10 protein-coding genes and 1 pseudogene are annotated in these 18,279 nt (G+C 39.5%); 3 read left to right on the top strand and 8 right to left on the bottom strand.

The window, feature by feature from the left end:
- Positions 1-236 precede the first annotated feature (236 nt).
- Together OLW01_RS15295 and OLW01_RS15300 are read right to left on the bottom strand one after the other, a co-directional pair.
- Complete coding sequence (locus OLW01_RS15295) at positions 237-1,433, bottom strand: glycoside hydrolase family 88/105 protein (protein WP_268076390.1); 1,197 nt, start codon at positions 1,431-1,433, stop codon at positions 237-239.
- A gap of 20 nt (positions 1,434-1,453) precedes the next feature.
- Positions 1,454-2,920 (bottom strand): BNR-4 repeat-containing protein, encoded by a 1,467-nt coding sequence (locus OLW01_RS15300; protein ID WP_268076391.1) that lies wholly within the window; start codon positions 2,918-2,920, stop codon positions 1,454-1,456.
- 211 nt (positions 2,921-3,131) lie between these two features.
- Here OLW01_RS15300 and OLW01_RS15305 point away from each other — a divergent pair, with 211 nt between their 5' ends.
- Complete coding sequence (locus OLW01_RS15305; protein WP_268076392.1) at positions 3,132-4,682, top strand: sulfatase family protein; 1,551 nt, start codon at positions 3,132-3,134, stop codon at positions 4,680-4,682.
- Positions 4,683-4,944: 262 nt separating this feature from the next.
- Here OLW01_RS15305 and OLW01_RS15310 read toward each other — a convergent pair whose 3' ends face one another.
- Complete coding sequence (locus OLW01_RS15310) at positions 4,945-6,363, bottom strand: sulfatase (RefSeq protein ID WP_268076393.1); 1,419 nt, start codon at positions 6,361-6,363, stop codon at positions 4,945-4,947.
- Positions 6,364-8,124: 1,761 nt separating this feature from the next.
- Between OLW01_RS15310 and OLW01_RS15315 the strand changes: the two genes are divergently transcribed.
- A complete protein-coding gene (locus tag OLW01_RS15315; RefSeq protein ID WP_268076394.1) occupies positions 8,125-8,634 on the top strand; it encodes a hypothetical protein in 510 nt (169 codons plus the stop codon).
- 265 nt (positions 8,635-8,899) lie between these two features.
- Positions 8,900-9,103 (top strand): annotated as a pseudogene (locus OLW01_RS15320) (hypothetical protein); the annotation flags it as partial.
- 187 nt (positions 9,104-9,290) lie between these two features.
- Here OLW01_RS15320 and OLW01_RS15325 read toward each other — a convergent pair.
- The 5 genes from OLW01_RS15325 to OLW01_RS15345 form a co-directional block, all read right to left on the bottom strand.
- A complete protein-coding gene (locus tag OLW01_RS15325) occupies positions 9,291-11,387 on the bottom strand; it encodes a hypothetical protein (RefSeq protein ID WP_268076395.1) in 2,097 nt (698 codons plus the stop codon).
- 636 nt (positions 11,388-12,023) lie between these two features.
- On the bottom strand, positions 12,024-13,943 hold the full coding sequence (locus OLW01_RS15330; protein ID WP_268076396.1) for a sulfatase-like hydrolase/transferase: 1,920 nt from the start codon (positions 13,941-13,943) through the stop codon (positions 12,024-12,026).
- Between the two features lie 263 nt (positions 13,944-14,206).
- On the bottom strand, positions 14,207-15,361 hold the full coding sequence (locus OLW01_RS15335) for an ROK family transcriptional regulator (RefSeq protein WP_268076397.1): 1,155 nt from the start codon (positions 15,359-15,361) through the stop codon (positions 14,207-14,209).
- A 50-nt stretch (positions 15,362-15,411) separates the two neighbouring features.
- On the bottom strand, positions 15,412-16,674 hold the full coding sequence (locus OLW01_RS15340) for a glycerate kinase type-2 family protein (protein WP_268076398.1): 1,263 nt from the start codon (positions 16,672-16,674) through the stop codon (positions 15,412-15,414).
- 11 nt (positions 16,675-16,685) lie between these two features.
- Positions 16,686-18,251 carry a sodium:solute symporter family transporter gene (locus OLW01_RS15345; RefSeq protein ID WP_268076399.1) on the bottom strand — a complete coding sequence of 522 codons (1,566 nt, stop codon included), beginning with the start codon at positions 18,249-18,251 and terminating at the stop codon, positions 16,686-16,688.
- Positions 18,252-18,279: the final 28 nt, after the last annotated feature.

Consider the following 18,279-nt stretch of genomic DNA (forward strand, 5'->3'; position numbering starts at 1 on the left):
TGCGATTTTGTTTGTAACTTTAACGATATTCATAATTTCAATTCCATATGCTCATAACGATTTAGTATTCATACACACCTAGTTTGTGTGAATAAATCATTTGTTAAACGGGCAAACAACACGGTTGTTTGGTTCTCGGCATAGCAACATCCGTTCTCGGTGGTATTTTTGATTTTTGGCGAAACCATTATACCACCTTGCTATGCCGATTATTTTTTAAACAAAGATCAACAGCCTTAGTTAGCTTCTCTTTTTACCAAGTCATACATTTGGGAGCCAGCCAGTAAAAACGCGCCTACGCCGTACAATTGCGAATCTTCATACGCAACCACATCAGGTTTATCATTTACACCTTGTACCCAACCAAACTTTCCATCAGGATGAACGGACGAAGACAATATATCCCATGATTTCAAAATGTGAGGCAAATATTGATTTTTATCTAACAGTCCGTTGTTAACGCCCCAAGTTAAGCCATAGTTGTAAAAAGCAGTACCGCTCGATTCAGGATAGTTATCTTTTTCACCAGCCAATAAAGACATAGGCCAAGAGCCATCTTGTTTTTGATGCTTAACGATTGCCGCCGTTAATTGAAGATACAAATCTTCATAATAAGGGCGGTATCTATGATTTTTTGGCAATGCTTCAATAGAGTTAACAACGCCAGCGTAAACCCAACCCATACCACGGGACCAGAATATTTGCTCGCCATATTTGCCTTTTTTATCAAAGTATCTTGAATCTCGGAACATTAATCCAGTTTTAGGATCTCTTAAAAAATCGACTGTGGCCTGAAATTCTTTATGCGCATATTCAGTATATTTTTCGTCACCTGTTATTTCAGATAAAGTAAAAAACGTAGGCGGTCCCATAAATAATGCGTCAGCCCAACACCAGCGCCATTGGCAATTATGCACTCTGTCTTTATTTCGGCCTGCGATAAACTCTAAGCTGTTTGTCGGGTTCTGCTCAATTAACCAGTCGAAAGTTTCTTTTACCGGCGTTAATGCAGCCTTATTTTTGTGTCTGTTGTAATACCAGAGGTTCATCTGACCAATAACATGATCATCAGCAAAGTATTTAACCTTACCCAGTTTCCAGTTATGTGCATTGCCAACATAACCCATCCAGGTCTCATAAAATGGATTGGGTGATCGCTCTGCTAATTCGGTTAAACCCACGTAAAATGCACCTTGGATCCAGCGGCCATAAGATTCCGAACCTTTTTGAGCACGACCGACATGTGGCATATGTTGAGTTCGCGCTATCTGCCAATTGGCTGATTTTTCCATTAACGCCATCACTGACGATGCCTCTGGCAGTTCATTTCCGCTGCTGTGAGTTTGAGCCTTAGGTGCCAAGCCGCAGGATGACATACCAGCTAACAAGACCCCGGCAATAACCAATCTGCCGAAAGGTTTAAATTTTTTCATTTTTTATCTTTCTCCAATACCTAACTTTTCAAATTAAACACTTGCAAATACAAAGTACGTTTATCGCCTTCGCCATCTGCTTTTTTTAAATAATAATAAACCTTGCCATCCGCTACGTATAAAACACCTTTATCAAATTGAGGGCCTTGTTTATGCTGATAGACGACTTTAAAGTTGCTCTCGCCTCCTTTGGTCCTTGCAATATTGACCCGCCCGTTATTTAAACCAATTAAATAAACATAATTGCCGGCAGTATAAAGTTGACTGCCTGTTTCGTATTTAACTGTAGTGAATTCTTTGCTACCTGATTTGCGAAAGGTGTGCAAATTAATGACTTGATCAAATTCTAAATCCTTTACTTGACTAACAAAGTGCTCATCCCCATCATCTGTTACCGTAAAGTCAAATCCATGCACAATAGATACTTGATCTTTCTTAGTCGTTTTAGCCCAATCACCTGGCTCAGCTATTTTAATTAATTCCGATTTAGCCAGAGGTAAGGCAATAGGCTCTCCATACGCATTTTGCCAATTGCTTACGCCTATAGGATCATCAGAGTAAGCATAATAAATACCGTTTTGATAAAGATATTTATCGGTTTTATTTTTTGAACGACGCTGGAAAGCTACGCGAAATTTTCCGCCTACATATTTAAAATCGCCATACAAACCCCAGTTGTACTTGCTTCCATGCTCTGATGCCAATACGCGATTAAAATCGGTATAACCATGCCATTGTTTACCATCAAAGCGCGCGAACAACATTTTTCCATTGGCTGAAAATCCAAAGCGCATCTTCATAAATAAGTCACCGTTATCGCCTGTAAAAAAGGCTGGGTAAGTCAATAATTTAGTCGTTTCAATATCATTGATGCCAGGAAAAGCTAGGTGCTTATAATGTCCAGCTTTAGAATTAACAAATAGGCTTAAATTAAATTGCTCATCAGGCACAGTGGCAGCCCCGTCCAATGTGTATGAATACCGCAAATAATCATCGGCAAAGGCGTTTACTCGACCATTTCTATGCATATCGTATAACAGGTGGATTGAGTCATTTTTAGGACTAATGCCAACTGCAATGGTGTTATGGCTTTCGCCTAGCCACCATTTTCCTTTAAAGCCGGTATGTCGGTGTGGAAAAGCAATCGTTTTAAGCATCCCTGTTTTGGTGTTTAACCTTGACAACATGACTCGGCGATCATCTTTTCCACCGTGATACCAAGTCATAAAGACAAAGTTTTTATAAACTTTAATACAATCACCGTGTGGAGATAAGGCATCGCCAAATATATAATCAAACCCGTTGGGATTGTTCTCAGTGTGTTTTCCAGTAACTTTATTGCCATCGAAGAACATAGCGCTGTCAGTCACTTTTATTTGTGATACAAAGTAATTTTGAGAAATTGTAGCGACCTGAGCCAAAGCACCATAAGTAACAAATAGCAGTACGCCTACAAACCAACGGCTAAAAAACTTTAAATATTTCATTTTTATAACTCTCGACCTTTCAATGCGATTATAATAATCAAATATAATCAACAACGCGACAGTTAAGTCAAAAAAAACAAAAAAGATTAATAATGTGTCAGTTTTAGTTTAAATATAGGTTAAACTAATTTTATAGTTAAAATTTGATAATAGATTTAATCTAGGCGAAGGCGTGTTTATCTTTGTTTATAACTTGAGCCAAGAGGTCAAAATGAAAATTAGCAGAATACGATTCATTACCGGATCTAATTTTTCAGCAACACAGATTAATAACTCACTTTTTCTATTGCTAAAAATTATACTGACAAGTCTTATTCTAGCGTTGGCAGGCTGCAATCAAACGCTGTCCAAACAAGCAGCTACCCAAGATGTCGAAACCTTAACGCCACCCAACATCTTGTTTATTTACACTGACGATCAGGCACCATGGGCGTTGGGACGCTCAGGCAATAAACAAGCGTTAACACCTAACTTAGACAAGCTTGCAAATCAAGGTATGTATTTCCCCAATGCGTACGCCACTACACCAGTTTGTACACCTTCACGAGCTGGCTTATTGACCTCTCAATACGGATACGAATTAGGTTTAGATGATTGGATCAATACTAAAGCTAAAACATTAACTGGACATCAACCTGATTTAGGTTTAGAACAAAAATACGAAACTTGGCCTGAGATACTGCAACAAAAGGGCTATAAAACAGGGCTGATTGGGAAATGGCACCTAGGCTACCAGCCAAAGCATCATCCAACACAGCATGGCTACGACGAATTTGTTGGCTTTGTTGGCGGCGGCACTTCGCCAGATAACCCCGTGTTAGAGATCAATGGTCAAGCACAAAAAACACAAGGTTTAACCACAGATATTTTAACTGACCATGCGCTTGCTTTTATCGAAAAACATAAAAATTCACGTTTTGCTTTATCACTGCATTATCGAGCACCACATTATAAATTTTTACCCGTAGCACCAGAAGATGAAGCTCCTTATCTTAATATGGAAATGGAGCTACCCCACCCTGCCTACCCAGATTTAAATACCGCACGTGCAAAGCAATTTATGCGTGAGTACCTATCTAGTGTCCGTGGTATTGATCGCAATGTGGGACGCGTAATGAATCTTTTAGATAATCTAAAATTAACTGATAATACCATGGTGATATTTACCTCTGATCATGGTTACAATATTGCTTTTAATGGTATTTGGCATAAAGGTAACGGGTTTTGGCTTGTTAATAACCCACCCGCCAGTACAGAGCAGATCCCATCAGGACAACGCCCTAATTTATATAATCCAAGCCTTAAAGTACCCACGCTTATCCGTTGGCCAAATGTAATTAAAGCCAACACACAAAACCTGACCAGTATTTCAAATTTGGATTGGTTTCCAACATTGATGCATGTGGCCAATGCAAAACCCAGCGCCTCGAATATCATTAGAGGAAAAAGCTTTTTTACAGCTTTGCAAGATGAAAATATCGTCTTATCAAGCGATTATTACGCAGCTTATACCACTCAACATCAATCGATCACTGGCATGAGAATGTATAGTGATGGTCAATATAAATTACTACGCGACTTTAAAAACCCAGGCCGTGATGAGTTTTATGACTTGATAAATGATCCTGAAGAAACAACCAATTTAATAAACTCAAAGTTATCTGAACAGCAACAGAGTATCGTGACAAAATTTGACCAAATTATTTCAGAAAAAATGCGTACGACATCTGACCCATTATATCAAGCCGTCGTGTCAGATTAGATACAGAAGCTAAATGAGAAAAAATTTGAGAACTTCTTATATGGCAAATTAAATGGCCCTAATGCTTAATGAAAGTCGTTTACAGATCACTGGCACCGTTGGTGCCTTTTGGGGGGCATGGAAATTGGGCCAATCAATTGCTACGGTTGGCAGAAAAAATAGGTGAGGCGCAGGCGGTGCTGACAACAACCATGAAGCAAACCCACACCGATATAGGTGTTACATGCGGTAAAGGTCGCTTACATGGAGATCGACAAGTTCATCAAAACTTGTCTCTTTGCTGCATTTTAGCGCTCATAGCTTTCATCATTTTTTTAACGAGCTCGGGGTGCTGATCTGCCACATTTTTAGTTTCTTTTTCTTGGCTTGCAAGATCATATAAAGCAAAGCCTTTTTTACCCATGTGAATTAAGCGAAAGTTACCCATGCGTATCGTATGATTGTGCCGCCAATAGGCATAAGCAGCATGGCCTTGTGCATCTGGGTCATTAACCTGCTTAATAAGTGACTTACCATGAGGCTGCTCTGGCATTGGTAAACCGATTAACTTTGTTAATGTTGGGAAAATATCAGCGGTTTCAACGACTGCCTGAGAACCTTCACCGGGATTGGGCATATCAGGATAGGAAATTAATAACGGTGAGCGTAATGCTTGTTCATACAAATTATGTTTACCCCACATGCCATGCTCACCTAAATTCCAACCATGATCCCCCCACAAGACAACAACTGTATTCTTATCTGCGCCAGAATCTTTAAGCGCTTGTAAAATTTTACCGACTTGGGCATCAGCGTAACTCACACAGGCGGCGTAATGGCGACGAACAGATTGGGCAAAGGCTTCGTCGGTGAGCGGGTTTTTGCCCCAGCGGTTATATTTCATGAATTCATTAGAGTTAAACCACGTAGAAGGCCCCTTGGGTTTATTCGGATATGGATTTTCTGGAAACGCTACTCCCTCATATAAGTCGAGGTATTTTTTAGGAGCGCCAAAGGGCAAATGAGGTTTAATTAACCCTACAGCTAGAAAGAAAGGCTTTTCGGGTTGATTTGTCAGTTGCTGTAATTGTTGGATAGCCTCATCAGTAATTAAGCCATCAGGATATATATTGTCATCATCTTCTGCGGCTTGAAACACATCCATATCTGAGGCTTTTTTGCGAATTTCACCGTGTGCTAAGCCATGCATAGCGCCTTTGGGGGTTTCCCACTCAGCCACTGGCATCAGGCTTTTGCTCCAGCCGTCAGGTAGCTCTGGCTGAGAAGGGTCGTCCCAATTTTCACCCATATTTCCGCCTGGGTAATGAGAAACTTTACCGACTGCAATCGTGGTGTAGCCTTGCGATTTAAACCATGCAGGCATACTCGCGGGGATCTCACCTGTGCGCTTTTTCAATGCTTCAGCGCGGCCTTTCATGGCATTATTACTGGTTGGCCCATAACGACCCGTTAATAACGAATACCGAGAAGGGCCACAACTGGGCGCATTCACAAAATGATTTAAAAAGATCCGGCTATTTTCTGCTAGTGCATCAATATTAGGCGAATGAATATGGGTCGCGCCGAATGAATTTAGTTCAGGACGTAAATCATCAAGAGCGATAAACAACACATTTTTAATTGGCTGTTTTGGGCTAACTGTGTCTTCGTTAAGTGGCGAGGTAGTACAGCCTTGAGCCAATAGAACACTTGTGATTAGCGCTAGTGAACAGACAAGCTTAGTTTTTATTATCCTCAGTTAACTGTAATGATCAAATGTTGTGACGAGTTAAAACAAGGAAGTGTTTACGGCTGCATGGATGATGGCTCACCTAAAGCATTAAACAAACTGACAGGAGAAACAAAAACTAACATGAAAACAACGCGCTAAAAATCACGGCCGACAACGGTCTAGCTTCACTCGCCTTGAAAAAAGTCTGCCATGACGACACACCTGTTTATTCCTTATATAAGCAGAACTCAACACCGGGCTTGTGACGTGCAAGGATGCACTAATGCCTTGACTGCAGGACGCAGAGAAACGGTCCAACAATAGGATTAAGTTGCGGCTTTGCGCAACATATCCTTATTTATTAGGTATACACTGCTTCATAAATAACAATACTGTTAATAATTAACAATACAAAATACGCTAATTGCTCAATATAGAACAATGTTGGTTTGCTTAATTTAGCAGCCTTTAAAATATATGATTCTTTGAAAACAAAACCAAAAGTAAACATCGAAACCCATGCAATAAAGATTACAGATACTATTACTTGTTTAACTAAGGGTTGCACCAAGTTTTCATTGAGCGCTAAAGCACAAATAAGAAATATGATTCCTAAAAAAGTATACTCGAATATGCTCTTAAATTTTTTCTTCGATATTGGCATCAGACTCCAAACTTCTATGTATACCTAACCCGCAGCACGCGCGGCTTTATAGTGAAAGCGCAGCCGCAACGAAAAATCCGTCGCCGTGCCTGCGATTGTTAAGAGGGCCAGTGAACAAAACCCATAAGACAGGCACACCTAAAAACTATAACTTACAGTAGCTTAAAATAAATTAACATTTTTTTAGTTTTAGATTTGACAAAATGTTCTCATCAAAACTGTATACCCAACCACGCGTGATTAAATAAACAGTTGTTTAGAGTGTTGTTATGGCTAAACCCAGAAGCAGTTTAAAAACCCACAGCCCTTATTTAATGTGCAATTTAATTGCCGAAATACTTGTGCCTGAAATTTACCAACAATACTTGAATCTATTCCAATACGACTGAATTTCACCCGTTAGCCGCTAACTGATACAAGATATCAGACACATTAGTTAAATGACTGCCAAGTTTAAAAATTTCATTAATAAAAACAACGAACCCAAAGACAAAAAATCACTAGCCAACTATTTTTATGCTCTTTTATAGATTGCTGGCTTTTAAATTGTTATTAATTAAAAATCTTTATTCAATGATGAACTAACATTGCTATAATCCGACTAAAAAATATAGAAGTATACACACACTATACTTCTATATTCTGTATCCAAAAAAAATCTAATTAAACATTATTGGTTGGTGGCATGTTAACCGTCGGCTAAAGCACACCTAAACATTCATTGTATTTTCGCTAAGCTCACTTCTTTTCAATAACAGGTGTAAGTCATGCAAACCAATCGAGCACAACAATGGCTGAGTTTAATTCGCCAACAACCTACGTCTGGTCTAAATATTCAAGGTTTTTGCCAACTTAGCGACCTCCACATTTTATAAATACCGCAAGCTATTAACAGCCCAATTTAGCTTTAGTAAAGTGACGATTCAAGCTGAACAAATGACACATCAGAATATGAAAGAGTGTAATGATTTTTTTCATTACACTTAAATCGCCGTTAACGACATTAATTGGGAATTGCTGTTTTAGCTTTTATGACTTATGTCGATTTAAACCCCATTTGTGCCAAAATGGCAGATACACCGGAAACCTCTGATTTTACCTCTATTCAGGAACGATTAGGAATAGCCCCTGCTATACCTAACATTGAGCAAGAAACGACACAAGCAAAGCAGACTCAAGTCGATTCAAAACAATCCAATTCAAAAGTAACCCATCCGTTAAATCCAGTTCGTAACGCTGAGTTATTACCCTTTGTTAAATCAAATCAAGAACTAGCACCCAATTTTAAACGGGATGCCAGTCATATTCCATTTTCGTTAATTGATTATGTCCAATTAGTCGATTGGACTAGCCGTCAAATCCGCCAAGATAAACGTGGATTTATTCAATCTAATATCCCTTCCATTGTCCAACGATTAGGCTTAACAGATGAATCTTGGCTTGAATTTGCCAGTTCCATTGAAACAAATTTTAGCCATTCCATTGGTCAGGCGGTTCAATTACAACACTATGCTAAAGCCCATCAACTCAAACGCGTCAAAGGCATCACCAAAACAAAGCAGCGGCTGCAGACCTAAATTCAAATAAAACCAAAGCCCTTATTTTAACACGCAATTTAATTGCCGACATGCTTGTGCCTGAAATTTACCAATAATACTAAAATCTATTCCAATACGGCTGAATTTCACCCGTCAGCAGCTAACTGATACAATATATCAAACACATCCGCTAAATGACTGCCAAGATTAAAAACTTCATTAATAAAACAATGCATACAAAGGGGAAAAATCACTAACCAACTGATTTTATAATCTTTTATAAATGGCTGGCTTTTAAACTTTATTTTTGGCAGGGTTTAAAAAACGAATTAGTTATGGCCTTATCTTTATATTACATGGTGCCTCAACTTTATTTTCATTCCCAAGATACTTAGAACCTTTTGACAATATGTTGTTTTTTGCAGCATGGCCTATGTGGGCAGCTTGTTTTGCACTTTATTTATTACGAGATTTAGATACCTTATTTACTGTGCGAGCAAAAAGCTAAAAGCATTTAATCTTAATACAAGATAAATTTATGTCTCGACAGCCTTAAAAACAGCGTAGCGGACAATTGTCCGCTACGCAGGGCAAACAAAAAAAGCATCTAATCGTTACCTATCTTGTAAGGCTAATTTGGGTTAGTGTATAAGATAGATCACAATGAACGTAAGCGAATCTAACCGTAAATTAACCTACTCTGCTCTGTGCAAATAACTAGGAATAATAGCAACAGACTCCGGTGCTGTGTAACTCATACTCGCATCCGCACTAATATCCCCACCACTGCTGTTGATAATGTTATCAAATCGCATAACAAGCGAGTTTGACTTTTCAGCAACATACAAATCTTTACCTGTGTACATAATATCTACTGGATTACCAAGCTGACTATTTACACCAGCAATTCTTACACTCATATCCGTTAAACCAGAAGCATTAGACGCTGAAGGCAATACATAAAGCTTACCATCAGCAGGATCGGCCGCGCTGCCGACATCTGAAACAATTAAAGAATTTGTAGCCGGATCATAATCAATACCATGAATATTGGTCGGCGCAGTCACAGCAGTACCTGAAATAGCAGGGATAATTGTTCTATCCTGACCGTTAACGCTTGTTTGACCAGCTAATATTTTGGCGTTTACTTGATCAAATACTGCAATAGAGCCATTGGTTAAGGCAACATAAGCTCGATCTGTATGTGCATCGTAGTCTACATCCCATGGTCTTGCTGAATCTGCAGGGATCAAGCTAATGAGTGGTGTCACATTACCAGCTGCACAAGTTGAATAAATCAAAATAGCTGGCGTGTTCGCATTATTTTCAGCCACTAATATTAAGCCTTGATTTGACGCAACATCTAAACCTTTAGGTGATATCAGCCCAGTATCAGCCCCCATAATCATTCGATCTCGAGATTCGGTATAACTACCAGCTGAACGCTCAACCGCAACACGATTACCAATAATAATCCCCCCCGTCGATGTATTAGGGTTATCAAAGCTAGTGTAACTGTCGCCAGCTAAATCAAACACCACACTTTCTATGCTCATGGTACTGTCAAAGCTTGTTGACTGGGCATTTAAGGCACTACTAAATTGAGCTATTTGACCTGTTGTAGCGCCCGCTGTACCCGGATTACTACTCACTGCTACGCCCAATAAACTCACCCCTGTTTGCCAAGTATCTGAAATATCCGAATACATCAGTTTAGATTTGGCTTGAACCAAAGACTCAGGTTTGCTGGTTTGTGTTGATAGATCAGGCTTAATGTCGCCACTTGGGCCACTGTAAATGTTTGAAAAAACTAAAATAGCATCATTGGATTTTTCTGCGACTCGTAAATCACTACCAGATAAAACAATATCTACCGGATTACCCAACATGCTCATAGGACCTGCAATTTCTCTGTCTACCGGGGTCATTCCATCGACTGTTGAGGCATTGCTAATCACAAAAATTTTACCATCAGAGGCCGAACTTGCATCTCCGACATCACTCAACACTAGCTTGTCTAATAACCTATCGTATGTGATGCCATGAATGTTAACTGAGGTTTTTACCTGCTCTGAATCACTTGGCGTAATGGTGCGTGCTGGCATCGCAACATAATCGCTTGCTACATAATTATCGTAAACAGCGACTGTTCCGTCAGTTAATGCCACAAAGAGTCTGTCGTTTACTTCATCATAAACTAAATCCCAGGGCTTAGCGGTTGTGGGGGTTTCAGCTAATGGAGTAACATCTCCAGCAGCAGCTGAGCCAAACACACTTACTTGCATCGCATTAAAATCAGCAATCAAAATCAACCCTTTGCCTTGCGCAAAATGGATCCCTTTGGGATTAACCAACCCCGTATTAGCGCCACTAATATCGCGATCTATATTCGCGTTATACATAGCACCATTGGCTCTGTGTTCAAAGTGACATAAGGTCTTAATACTACCAGCATTTGAATCTCCGGCATGTATTAAATTTTGTAGTGGGTCGATGGCAACGCCTTCGTTGTTACCTGAGGTAAATCGCTTCAGTTGTGCACCATTTTGATTGACCCAATCGATTGTACCTGCATTATCACTACCATTATTTGATAATAAAAATCTAGACTGTACAAATCCAGGTGAACCGTCTTGACCATCTTCACCATCCATTCCAGGGGCACCCATTTCACCTTGAAGTCCCATTTTCCCATCATCGCCATTACACGCGGTGAGAGCAAAAATAACAGATAAACTCACTAGGCTTTTAACTAAGTTTGAAGTGTTTAACTGACCATTTAACGTATTCATTTTCAAGCTCCTTTGAATATATGACTTAACTATCGTATCAGCAGTGCCTGCTCGAACACCGCCTGTCATAATGCCAAACGCGCAAGTCATGAAATTGGATGCAAAATATTTTCAGTTTTTAAACAAATGCGGAATTTAAGGCAAACGAACTATTGGTAGCTATACCAAGGTGATGAGGAATTAATAAACTGCTTAATAAAAACAAAAAAAGCAATCAAAAATAAAAAAACATTTATTTTATTTAAAACTAGTGCCGGGTTATTTGATAATCAATGCTAACACATTCGGCTTGCCGAGCATCTGATTCACTGTAGGTGGGCTGATTTTAAATACTTTTGTCTCTCAGTATGCGCTGGTGCAACCACTCCTGTTTATATAGTAACAGATGAAAGTCAAATATTGACCTTACTTCTGACACCGTTAGCTTTTTTGTTTACAAATTAGCTTTTAATCTAGAGCTTATAAAATTTACAATATGATAATCTTTACTTTTGTTTACTTAAAACCCTTGAATATCTATCATTACGTGGCCAAATTATTCTGCCACCAAACACAGTAACAAAAAGCGAATAGAGTAGCCCAGAACCGCTAGTCCCAGCTACTCAACAAGTTATAGATACAAACAACTATGTGTGCTTAAGGCAACTCAGAATGCCAAATAGGTATTAGGTGTTGTGGGATATTCAATTGTTTGTCGTCAGCTCCTTTCGCAAAATCAGATACCACATAGTGGTTTTCTTGCGACCAGTCAGCTTCAACACGGCCATCGCCTAAAACAATATGACCTAATTTTTGCCTAAACCATTTGGCAAGCGCTTTATATTCAGGATCATAGGCGAGGTTATTACGCTCCAAAGGATCTTTTGCTAAATCATATAAAGCCATGTCAACTTCAGTGTCGTCAGCTTCTAAACCCCATTTAATATTTTTACCAATATCGCTGTCTGGAACCGCATGGTAATAAGGCCGAGTACGCATTGAAAACCTGAATCGTTTAGAATGTAAATAAGCCCGAGGGCCGCTAACCACACTGGTTTCACCCAAAATGTATTCTCGTTTTAAAGCCTTGCCGTTAGCAACCTCTATCAGACTTTGTCCATCTAAGTAATTAAACTCAGCTTGCCCAATATTAATCCCTGCGAGTGACATCATAGTCGGTGCAAAATCAACAAATTCAACCAAATCTTGATTAACAGTGCCTTGAGGCAATAATGATTTATCTGACGCAGCCATAATCACGGCGTTAGCGACAGATTGCTGCCAAGGGCCAGTTTTACCAGCGATTCCATTTTCACCCAAGTGCCAACCGTGATCCCCTATCGTATAAATAATGACCCAGTCTTGATTATGCTTGCGGCTATAGTCTTTAAACGCATTTACAGCTTCTCCAACGAGTTCATCGCCATGTGCAGCAAATGCATAATAATCTTGAATGGCTTGTTGTTTTTCTTCATCCGTGATGCCATCTATCTTCATAGCACGATAAATTTTTTGTAACTGAAGCGGTAGCTTGTTAAGTTCAGCTTCATCAAATTCTGGCAATTTATACTTTTTATTGCTAAAACGTTCTCTTATTGATTTTGGCGGTAAAACCGGAGTGTGGGGCAAATGCAATCCAAGGTTTAAAAACAAAGGTTTAGATGAATCTACGCCTTGACGTGGGTGGCCTGCTAACGTGTTGTACTGCTGATTTTCATTTTGTAAAAAATGCCTTAATTCACGTACAATTTTCGCGTCAATTGTATCGTTTTTCGGGTTCGGATTCACGCCACCAATAATGGTTTTATTACTGCCACGGGTGTAAGCACGTAAAATATCAAACTCTTCATCTGTTTGTTTTATTTGCGCTAAATCATCTGCTGTTAAATCCGTATTATTGCGGCGCACGTGATACTGCCGTGTTGTCCCATCCGCATATTTCACGACTTCTGTTAATCCGGTAATAACTAACTTGCCGTCCACTTTACCGTATCCAGCTTTAACATAAATATCACCCTGATCATATTTTTGAATATCGTGTTTAAAATGCACTCGGGTATCAAACAATTCATCAATATTATAAAAGCCCTGACCCGGCCCCCATCTAAATACATAATGATCATCTTTACCAAAAACCGCAGCGCCATAACCTGCTGATTTAAGATGTTGTGATACAAGTGGTTTAACAAAATCAGGACCCTGATGCGACATTTCAAATGCTAAACGACTTTGCCGAAACGGATAACGACCAGAATGCATAGAAGCTCGAGACGGAGCACAAACCGGTGAATTAGCAAAAGCATTGGTAAACATAACGCCTTGTGCCGCTAAACGATCCGTATTTGGCGATTCGACGTAGCCTAACGGGCTTTCGTCTTGATTATAAACCGCACGATTGTAAGCGCGGATAGAATCTGGACGATGATCGTCTGTTATTATCCACAAAATATTGGGGGGTTGTTTGTTTTTATTCGCCTGAATCTCTTTGCTTGGCTCATCCATAATATTTTGACTGCAGGCCGTCAGCCCAAGCCACCCAATAACAAGCAGCATGGTTTGTTTAAGGCATTTTGTCATTTCGATACTCCATTTTTTCACTATTAATAAAGTGCAATTAAAAATATATATGGAGTATTTGTTACGAGTTACCCAAGCTGACACATTTTTTGTAAGGTACTGAGCCCACTAGTTTGCTTTAATGCCACTTGAGGCATTTCGTCTCAGCTCTAGCTCGATATTTATAGCTGTTACTTCGGCGATGTTATTTGCGTGACGCAAAAAGCTTTACCTTAAAATTTACGTTAAACTTTTTTGTATCGAGCTCGATTGCATATTTTAAACTACAAACAAATAGCTCTAATTGGCAATGTGGCAGCACCTACCGCCACAGGCTGTTGCTTAACACTACTAGGTACAATTTCAGGCAATGGGCGTTTAGTGCCACGCCGAAACTGCGCATAAATTTCAATTTTTGGAATGAGTTTTTCAGCCAGTTCACGGGGGATGTGCCCACCGATAATCAATGCTTGACTGTCTAAAATAGCTGAACAAGCAGTTGCGACAAAATCGAGCGCATCTTGAACTTTATAAGTCCACTCTTCGACCCCAGGCCAATTAATATCAAACGTATTCTGTAAATTGTAAATAGAGTCTATTTCAACTCCATTTTTCAATAAGATTCGTTTTAAAATTTCTAAGTTAGGATGGATATACAATTTTGGTGGAATCATATCACCCAGTTCGCCAGCATTGCCATGCGTACCATGCAAAATATCCCCGTTGGAAATCAATCCCCCCCCAAATGCAGCCGAAATAAATAAATAAACAAAATTTTTATAGTTGCGGCCAACACCCGCCATTCCTTCGCCGGCAGCTGCGGCCGTAGCGTCATTAACAACCCAAGTCGGCAGTTTAAAGTAGTCAGAAAATAACTTACTAATATCCACCAACGCCCAGTCTTCTAATTTATGGTGCGTATTCATTTTGCCATCGGTTGATGTAAAGTAACCAGATATCCCAACCCCCATACCAAGCAATCTATCAGCTGAAAGCGAGTGTTCAGTAATCAACTTATCGGCTAACCTTTCCGACTCATGCAGCACCGTTTTAATACTCATATCCTGAAGCGGCTTTAAACTACTCGCAATAACTTTTCCGGAAAAATCTAAAATCGCAATAGAAATAGCATCCAATAAAACAGAAACACCAATACAGTACGCAAATTGACCATTAAACTCTAAAATATAAGCAGGTTTGCCACGATTACCAACGATTTGCTCACCATTTTTTAAAACATTACGCCCGATAAGCGACTTAACCAAACGAGACATGGTTTGCTGCGGAATCCGAGTGCGCTCAACCAAACTGGATTGCGTTGTATCCTGCTGCCAAAAAACGGTTTTCAAGATATCTCTTTCATTATCTTGAAACAGCTTTTTGCCTTTCCCTAATTCAAAAGCCGGACGTAATAAAGGAATATGATCTGACGATAACAACTTAAATTTCCGCTACAATTAATAATCTATGCAAATAGTCTATCATAAACTCAATCAGCCATACCATTGACATAAATGGCCCTAAAATCATTTACATTAGTATTGGTAGGTCCGGTAATAATTAAGTCATCCAGTTGATCAAAAAAATGATAACTATCATGGTTATACAAATAAGAATCCGGACTTAAACCTTGCTTACTAGCTCTAGTTAAAGTCGATTCATCAATAAATGCACCTGCAACATCTTTACTCCCGTCAACCCCGTCTGTATCACATGATATGGCGCAAATTCCAGAAATACCATCGAGTTCCATCGCCATGGCTAGCATGTACTCTTGATTAGGACCGCCCTCGCCAGTTGCATTTTTAGCTTTCACTGTCATTTCACCACCCGACAATAATAAAATACGCTCACCTTTGCGTTTATATTCAAGTGCAATTGCAGCATGCGCTTTTGCAACCTGCTGGGCATCGCCTTCAATGTCGTAAGATAAAATATGAGTTTTAATACCAAGTTGATGTGCTTGGTTGGCAGCCGCATCTATCGCGACATTCGCATTTGCAATAATAACATTTTGCGTATTGTGTAGATGCTTAGTATCAACTCGCGTACCCCGAGACAAAATTTGCTCAAGCTTGCCTGATACCGGATATTGATACTTAGTCAAAATATCTAAAGCTTGTTGAGGCGTTGTGTGGTCAATAACTGTCGGGCCTGACGCAATCACACTCATATCATCCCCAACCACATCGGACAAAATGAGTGAAGTCATTGATGATCGGCAAACAGCCGCTAACTTACCGCCTTTTAGTGCAGAAAGATGTTTTCTAACAGTGTTAATTTCGGTTATTGAAGCGCCGCTTTTAACTAAAAACTGATGAACTGCGAGTTTTTCACTAAATTCAAGTCCATCAACGGGTACACATGCCAGCGCTGAACCCCCGCCAGATATCAAAAAAACAACCGGAATATTATTTGGTGTTTGTTCAACCAAATTTAATAGTTTTTTACCAGCCAACAAGCTATTTTCATCCGGAGACGGATGCCCAGCAGTTAATACCTCAATTGCACCTGTGTCTTTTTCAGTCTCATAGCCATAACGTGTAACCACTGTGCCATAACAAGCATCACCGAAATAGGCATGGGCTGCTGCAGCCATTTCTGCAGCGGCTTTACCAGCGCCTATAATGCAAACTTTATCGGAGTATTCAATAGTTGATAAATGTGTCGGCATTGCCTGTTCAGCTAAACACGACTGATAGGCTGATTTAAATAAATTTTGTAACAGATTTTTATTGTCTGAGTGCATCATTATATTGTTTCCTATACAAGTAATGGCAAAGTAAAGCAGATAGCTAACATTGCAACAAATGCAGCGAGCATCATAAAACTGTCTTTCCAAGTTAAGATGTGCTGATATTCCGATTTTTCAGGCACAGGCAGCTTCATACCCGGAATTAAATAAGTGACAGCAAAAGAGACGATAAGAGTGATACTTAAACCGATAAAGTTCCACCAAAACCAAAATACATCAGGCAACGCGATAGAGACAATTAAATTACCTATAACCCCAGATAATAAAGCCAGATTAACCGCCTTAGCTCCAATTCGCTTAGTCACCACTGCTAATAAAAACACCCCTAAAATAGGGCCATAAAACACAGAGCCCACTTTATTGATGGCTTCAATAATAGTTGGCGCTATACCACCAGCATACAAAGATAAAGTTAACGTAATAACACCCCAGAAAAAACTAGTATATTTAGCTGTTGATAAATACTGTGACTGGGTTAATTCTTTACCGGTAAAACGGCAATAATCTTCAATTGTTACTGCGGCTAACGAATTAATTGCAGAACTTAAAGACGACATTGCAGCCGCAAGAATAGCAACCACCAACAAGCCAATAATGCCATTTGGTAAATAGTTAAGCATAAAAACTGGCATCATCCAGTCTGGATTATCAGCAGGAATTTGCGCCATGAATTCGGGTGTCGTAAACGCTAATGTGCCAATCACTATCCCAGTAAAACAGTAAAGTAACGTAATTGGAAAGCGTGCAAAACCGTTGGCTAATAACATGATTTTAAGATTTTTTTCGTCTTTTGCGGCCAGTGAACGTTGAGCCTGAGTTTGATCACAACCATAATAAGAGGCGTAAAGCACAACCCCACCGAAAATCATCGGCAGCAAACCAAAACTATCACCAGATATCCCCCACGAATCCGCTTTGATCGCGGTAAGACGAGTCGGATCTAATTTATCGACAAAGGCATCAAACCCGCCTAAATAATATAAACCAAAACCTGCACAAATCATGGTGCCTAATATAATCAGTACTAATTGAATTGCATCGCCATAAACCACCGCTTTCATACCGCCTTGTAAAGAATATAAGACAGTAATAACGCCAGTTAATAAAATAGATTGCCAGATTTCAATACCCAAAGTACCTTGCAAAATAACGGATACCGCATAAACCATAATCCCAGTTGCAAAAGCGCGGCTTAATTGAAACACCAAGCTAATCAGTAATCGAGACGACACCGAAAAACGCTGCTCCAAATAATCATAAATACTAATCACACCTGACCGATAAAGCTTAGGTATAATAGTGGCTAGCAACAATATCATTGCCAGCGGCACGCCCAGCTCATAACTTAGCCAGATCATTCCGCCGCCTTCACGTAAACCAACAAAAGCAGGTGCTGAAATAAAACTAATTGCGGAAAGTTGAGTCGCCATAACTGACAAAGTTAGCGGCTGCCAAGAGAGTGTTCGTCCACCTAAAAAATAATCGTCTTTGGATGTTTGGCCTTTAAAGCAATATCCCATTCCAATTAGCAGAACCAGATAAACCACAACAACGATATAGTCTATGCTATTCATATTACGTACCTTTTTTTGATTAAAAAAA

It is taken from the genome of Catenovulum adriaticum (assembly GCF_026725475.1).
In the GTDB taxonomy this organism is placed as follows: Bacteria; Pseudomonadota; Gammaproteobacteria; order Enterobacterales; family Alteromonadaceae; genus Catenovulum; species Catenovulum adriaticum.